The sequence below is a fragment of the Carnobacterium sp. genome (assembly GCF_040274425.1).
Map to the genome: position 1 here is coordinate 1 of NZ_JBEMBC010000127.1, position 4,929 is coordinate 4,929.

The following is a 4,929-nucleotide window of genomic DNA, read 5'->3' on the forward strand; positions in this document are numbered from 1 at the left end:
GACTTATGCACATAGCATAAGTCTAAAACAAATATGTTTTTATTTTTTACACTGTCTACTTGACAGGGACCAGTTCACTTCTGAATAAAGGCTTTTTTTGCTTTATTATGTGTTCGTTTTAATAGCGCTTACATCATTTTGTAATAATTGTTCCCGCCCCTTCTGTTAAAACGTATTCGATATTTTCTAAAGATGTGACGATTGCTTTTCCATTTTTTGAATTCTCTACAAACGCAATTGCAGCCTCTACTTTAGGCAACATACTTCCTGCAGCAAATTGATGCTCAGCAATATAGCCTTTCATTTCTGTAACCGATACTTCATTTAGTTGTTTTTGGTTGGGTTGATTGTAATTGATATAGATATTATTGACGCCCGTCAACACAACCAGTAAGTCCGCTTGTATCAACTCTGCTAGTTTTTGAGAGGCAAAATCCTTATCGATTACAGCTTCAATACCTCTTAGCTCATTATCTCTTTTTACGACTGGAATACCGCCTCCACCAACCGTTATTGGAATGATTCCATTTTCTACTAATTGATTGATCACAATATGCTCTTTAATACTGATTGGTTTTGGCGAAGGAACTACTTTTCGCCAACCTCTTCCAGAGTCTTCTTTAAAAACGGCTTGAGTTCGTTCCGTTTCTGCTTCAGCTTCTTCTTTAGACAGGAATGGTCCAACTGGTTTACTTGGCTGCTCAAAGGCAGGGTCTGCCTCATCAACAATGACTTGAGTGATCAATGAGACCACTTGCTTATCTATATTTCGTTTCTCTAAGGCCCGCCCAAGTGCGTTTTGCATCCAGTACCCAATACTTCCTTGTGTCATAGCTACGCAGGTGTCTAATGGCATAGCAGGGTTATTAGGTGTGTTTCCTGCAATCTGTTGCAATAATAAATTACCCACCTGTGGTCCATTGCCATGTGAAATAACCAAGTCATCACCATTCTCAATAAACTTCACCAAATATTCTGCTGTTTCTTCAAGTGCTTGCTGTTGTGCTTGCGCACTTGCATCATTTGACAATATCGCATTTCCACCTAAAGCAACAACGATTTTTCTTTTTGTCATCATTATCACACTCCTCTACATATTACTGATGTCAATTGATCCATTTGCAATTTGTATAATCGCTAGTATAAAGAGAAGCACAATGACTGCTGCTGCAATCCATTCACTCTTAGTAAATATTTTTTCTTTATTTTCTTTTTGTACCCAAGCGTAAATAATGATTCCTGGTGCGTACAACAACATGGTTAGCAGCAAATAATCCACTCCGCCTGCATAAATCAACCAAATAGCATAAATACTCGCTACTATTCCAATAAAAATATTTTGGTTCCGACGTTTTGTGTCACTTGTTTCCATCAATGACAGTTTTAACTGATAAAATGCTGTAAATGCATAAGGAATTAAAATGGCTGATGAAGCCAATGAAAAAGCGAAATTGTAAGCACTTGAACTGATTAAAAAAGTGAATAAGAACAATTGAATCAGTACATTTGTAAATAATAATGAATTAACAGGTGCTCCATTTTTATTTTCTTTAATAAAAAATTTAGGGAACGCACCTTGTTTCGCTGCTTGAAATGGCAATTCAGCCGCAAACATAGTCCAAGCAAGCCAAGCGCCTGATACAGAAATGATCACACCAATATTGATCAACACTGCACCCCACTTACCAACAACACTTTCTAACAAATAAGCCATTGCAGGTTGAGGCAAGTCAGCTAATTCAGGTCTAGTTAAAACAGCCATTGATAAAATCGTAGTTAGTAGATAAATGGCAATCACGGTTACTAAACCGATAATCGTTGCTTTACCAACATCAGATTTATGCTTAGCTCGACCGGAGAAGACCACTGCTCCCTCAATACCAATAAATACCCATACCGTAACTAACATCGTACCTTGAACTTGGTCCATCACTTCTTTAAATGAAAAATTTCCGGAGATCGTTCCCCAAAAGTCAGCTGTAAAAACATCTAATTTAAAGGCTACAAACATGGCCACAAAAAAGATGGCTAACGGAATCAATTTTGCTGCTGTGACGATTGCATTGATAAAGGAAGCTGTTTCGACTCCTTTTAATATAAGTGCGTGAACCAACCAAAGCATAACAGATGCCCCGATAACAGAAGCTAAGTTCTGACCGTCTCCAAAAATAGGAAAAAAATACCCGATTGAGCTGAATAGTAATGTTCCGTAAGCAACATTTCCTAAAAATGCTGACAACCAATACCCCCATGCTGAGTTGAATCCCATATATTTTCCGAATCCTTCTTTAGCGTAACTATAAATCCCAGCATCCAAGTCAGGACGCTTAGCAGATAAATTTTGAAAACAGAATGCCAAGAATCCCATTCCTACGCCGGCTATAATCCAACCAATAATTACCGGACCTACAGAAGCCTCTACAGCCATGTCGGACATTAAATTAAAAATTCCACCACCAATAATGGAACCTACAACTAAGGCAATTAAAGGAACCAAGCCTACTTTTTTATCTTCCACGATTTTTCCTCCTCAGTTTTAATGACTTACTGTGTAGCCTAAACTAAAGTGTGGTATTCATTTATTCGTATGAATACAAGTATGAGAACTACAACTTCTCATACTTGTAGGTTCATACAATTTATTTTGTTGTTTAGACTTTAGGAATGAATAAGTTCCCTAACGTTGCAGCAATAATGGCTTTGATAGAATGCATCCGGTTTTCTGCTTGCTCAAATTGACGTGCATGTTTGCTTCTGAATGCTTCATCCGTAATTTCCATCGCATCAATATGGTGTTTTGCTTTTACGTCTCTTCCATAGTCGGTATTGGTATCATGGAAGGCTGGTAGACAGTGTAAAATAATCATATCATCTTTACCAGTTGCACGAACCATATCCATATTTAACTGATAAGGAGTCAATAACTCGATTCGTTCTGCAAACTTATCTTCTTCTCCCATAGATACCCAAACATCGGTGTATAACACATCTGCATCTTTAACGCCTTCTGCAACATCTTTTGTGATCATCAGTTTGCTACCAGATTGATCCGCAAACGCTTGAGCCATGTCAACTAATTCTTTTTCTGGAAATAAAGATTCAGGTGAGACAATTCGAATGTTCACTCCTAAAATTGCACCCGTGACTAGCAGGCTGTTTGCCATATTATTACGCCCATCTCCAACATATGTCAAAGTGATGCCTTCAAGCCGACCAAATTTTTCTTTCACCGTCAAAAAGTCTGCGATCATTTGCGTTGGATGCCATTCATCCGTCAACCCATTCCATACGGGAACACCTGAAAATTCTGCTAATTGCTCTACGGTACTTTGTTTGAATCCACGAAATTCAATTCCATCAAACATGCTTCCGAGTACTCGTGCTGTATCTTCAACAGATTCTTTCTTGCCTAATTGGATATCATTTTTCCCAAGGTACTCTGGATGTGCACCTAAGTCGATCGCAGCCGTCGTAAAAGCAGCCCGTGTACGTGTAGACGCTTTTTCAAACAGCAAAGCGATATTTTTTCCTTCTAAATAATGATGTGGGATCCCTTTCTTTTTCAGCTCTTTTAAATGTGCGGATAAGTCGATCAAATACATCAATTCATCTTTTGTAAAATCTTTTTCAGCTAACAAACTGCGTCCTTGAAATACTTGTTTTGTCATTACTTATTCCTCCATATGCTTATGTCTGATTTTTAAAACAATTCTTATTATTTTGGTAAATCTTCCCGAATCAAAGGCATGCTCATGCATCGTGGACCACCACGGCCTCTAGACAATTCACTGGAGGCAATCTCAATCACTTCGACTCCATGGCTTCTTAACAATGCATTGGAAACATAGTTGCGATCATACGTGACCACTACTCCAGGAGCGATAGCTAATGTATTAGAGCCATCATTCCATTGTTCACGAGGAGCAGCAATAGCATCTCCGCCACCACATGGTATCAATGTCAATTTTGGTACATCAAGTGCTTCACGTAAAACTTCTTGTAGGTCTGAACGCTGGGTCATCTTTACTTTTCCAGGTTCGTCCCCTTTTTCTAAAATATAGGTGTCTACTTCACCATTATTTTTTTGGATGCCAGGATGGATAGTGAATTTATCATAATCAACCATTGTGAACACTGTATCCAAATGCATCATCGCACGAACATTGGGAATTTTTATCGCCAATACTTTTTCAAAATTAGAGTTGCGTTCAAACAATTCGATTGCTAGTTGTTCAATAGCTTTAGCTGAAGTTCGTTGGGAGATACCAATCGCTAGTACTTTATCGTTTAAAACCAGTTCATCTCCGCCTTCAATTCGAGACGTGTGATTACGATCTCGCCACACTTCGACATCTTGATCAGCAAATCTTGGGTGGTACTTCATGATCGCTTCAATAAACAACGACTCTCGATTACGAGCTTCAAAAGCCATATGATTGATCGTCAACCCTTTTCCAATTGCCGCAGCTGGATCTCTAGTGAAATAAAGATTAGGCATTGGATCCATAAAGAATGGGTAAACTTCTTCACTTGATACGTCTGCTAAATGATGGCTTTCAATACTGACATCTTTTTTTCGGATACCTGCCATGATAGCATCAACCATTTCTTGTGTGTCAAGACTTAAAAGATACTTCTTTAGTCCTTCTCTAATACCATCAGTTTCAATATTTGATTCATCTAAAATTCGGTCAACAAATTTTTCTTTCATCTTACCAGCATTAATTGCTTCTGCTGCTAGTTTTTCCAAATACAGTACTTCAACTCCGCGATCGATTAATGCTTGTGCAAAGGCATCGTGCTCTTTTTGAATAACCGGTAAATGAGGAATATCGTCAAATAACAAGCGCTCCATAATTTCAGGAGTCAAATTTTCTACTTCTTTTCCTGGTCTTTTCAATAATACCGTCTTTAATTTTCCAATCTCAG

The 4,929-nt window shown here is 38.2% G+C and carries 4 protein-coding genes; all 4 read right to left on the reverse strand.

Annotated elements, in window-relative coordinates; all coding sequences use genetic code 11:
* Positions 1-133: 133 nt before the first annotated feature.
* Positions 134-1,075, reverse strand: a complete 942-nt coding sequence (arcC, locus tag ABS911_RS14260) for a carbamate kinase (RefSeq protein WP_350468110.1) — start codon at positions 1,073-1,075, stop codon at positions 134-136.
* A 15-nt stretch (positions 1,076-1,090) separates the two neighbouring features.
* A complete protein-coding gene (arcD, locus tag ABS911_RS14265; RefSeq protein ID WP_502880556.1) occupies positions 1,091-2,518 on the reverse strand; it encodes an arginine-ornithine antiporter in 1,428 nt (475 codons plus the stop codon).
* Between the two features lie 133 nt (positions 2,519-2,651).
* Positions 2,652-3,668 (reverse strand): ornithine carbamoyltransferase, encoded by a 1,017-nt coding sequence (gene argF, locus ABS911_RS14270; protein ID WP_350468111.1) that lies wholly within the window; start codon positions 3,666-3,668, stop codon positions 2,652-2,654.
* Positions 3,669-3,715: 47 nt separating this feature from the next.
* Positions 3,716-4,929: arginine deiminase (arcA, locus tag ABS911_RS14275; protein WP_350468112.1), on the reverse strand; the 1,214-nt coding region annotated here is incomplete at its 5' end.

Bases quoted from the DNA above. Each gene is read 5' to 3' on its own strand.
- arcC (WP_350468110.1), bottom strand. From the start codon at position 1,075: ATGACAAAAAGAAAAATCGTTGTTGCTTTAGGTGGAAATGCGATATTG.
- argF (WP_350468111.1), bottom strand. From the start codon at position 3,668: ATGACAAAACAAGTATTTCAAGGACGCAGTTTGTTAGCTGAAAAAGAT.